Raw genomic sequence first — 603 nt, forward strand, 5'->3', positions numbered from 1 at the left:
GCCGATACCACGACCTAAACGTTTAGCACTGTGCTTAGCACCTTCAGCTGGAGAAAGAGAATTTAAACGCACTCTATTATTCCTCCACTTTAACCATATATGACACTTGATTAATCATACCGCGAACTGCCGGAGTATCGATTAATTCAACTGTATGACGAATATGACGAAGACCTAAACCTTTTAACGTTGCTTTATGTTTCGGTAAACGAGCAATAGAGCTACGAGTTTGAGTTACTTTAATTGTTTTTGCCATATTCAATTACCCCAAAATTTCTTCAACGGTTTTACCACGTTTAGCAGCAACCATTTCAGGTGATTTCATATTTGCAAGCGCATCGATTGTTGCGCGAACAACGTTAATTGGGTTGGTTGAACCGTATGCTTTAGAAAGAACGTTACGAACACCCGCCACTTCTAACACAGCACGCATCGCACCACCGGCGATGATACCAGTACCTTCGCTAGCCGGTTGCATGAATACGCGTGAACCAGTGTGTGAACCTTTAACAGGATGTTGTAATGTACCTTCGTTTAAAGCTACGTTAATCATATTGCGACGAGCTTTTTCCATCGCTTTTTGGATCGCTGCTGGAACTTCAC

Annotated in this window: 2 protein-coding genes; both read right to left on the reverse strand. The window is 42.3% G+C overall.

Annotation, left to right across the window (positions count from 1 at the left end):
• Positions 1–76: 76 nt before the first annotated feature.
• Complete coding sequence (gene rpmD, locus D0Z60_RS11505; protein ID WP_005599315.1) at positions 77–256, reverse strand: 50S ribosomal protein L30; 180 nt, start codon at positions 254–256, stop codon at positions 77–79.
• 6 nt (positions 257–262) lie between these two features.
• Positions 263–603 (reverse strand): 30S ribosomal protein S5 (locus tag D0Z60_RS11510; RefSeq protein ID WP_162888235.1); only part of this gene is annotated, 341 nt, incomplete at its 5' end.

Source organism: Sphingomonas mesophila (assembly GCF_003499275.1).
Taxonomy (GTDB): domain Bacteria; phylum Pseudomonadota; class Alphaproteobacteria; order Sphingomonadales; family Sphingomonadaceae; genus Sphingomicrobium; species Sphingomicrobium mesophilum.

Excerpts from the sequence above, each read along its gene's own strand:
- rpmD (WP_005599315.1), bottom strand. The coding sequence starts at position 256 with ATGGCAAAAACAATTAAAGTAACTCAAACTCGTAGCTCTATTGCTCGT.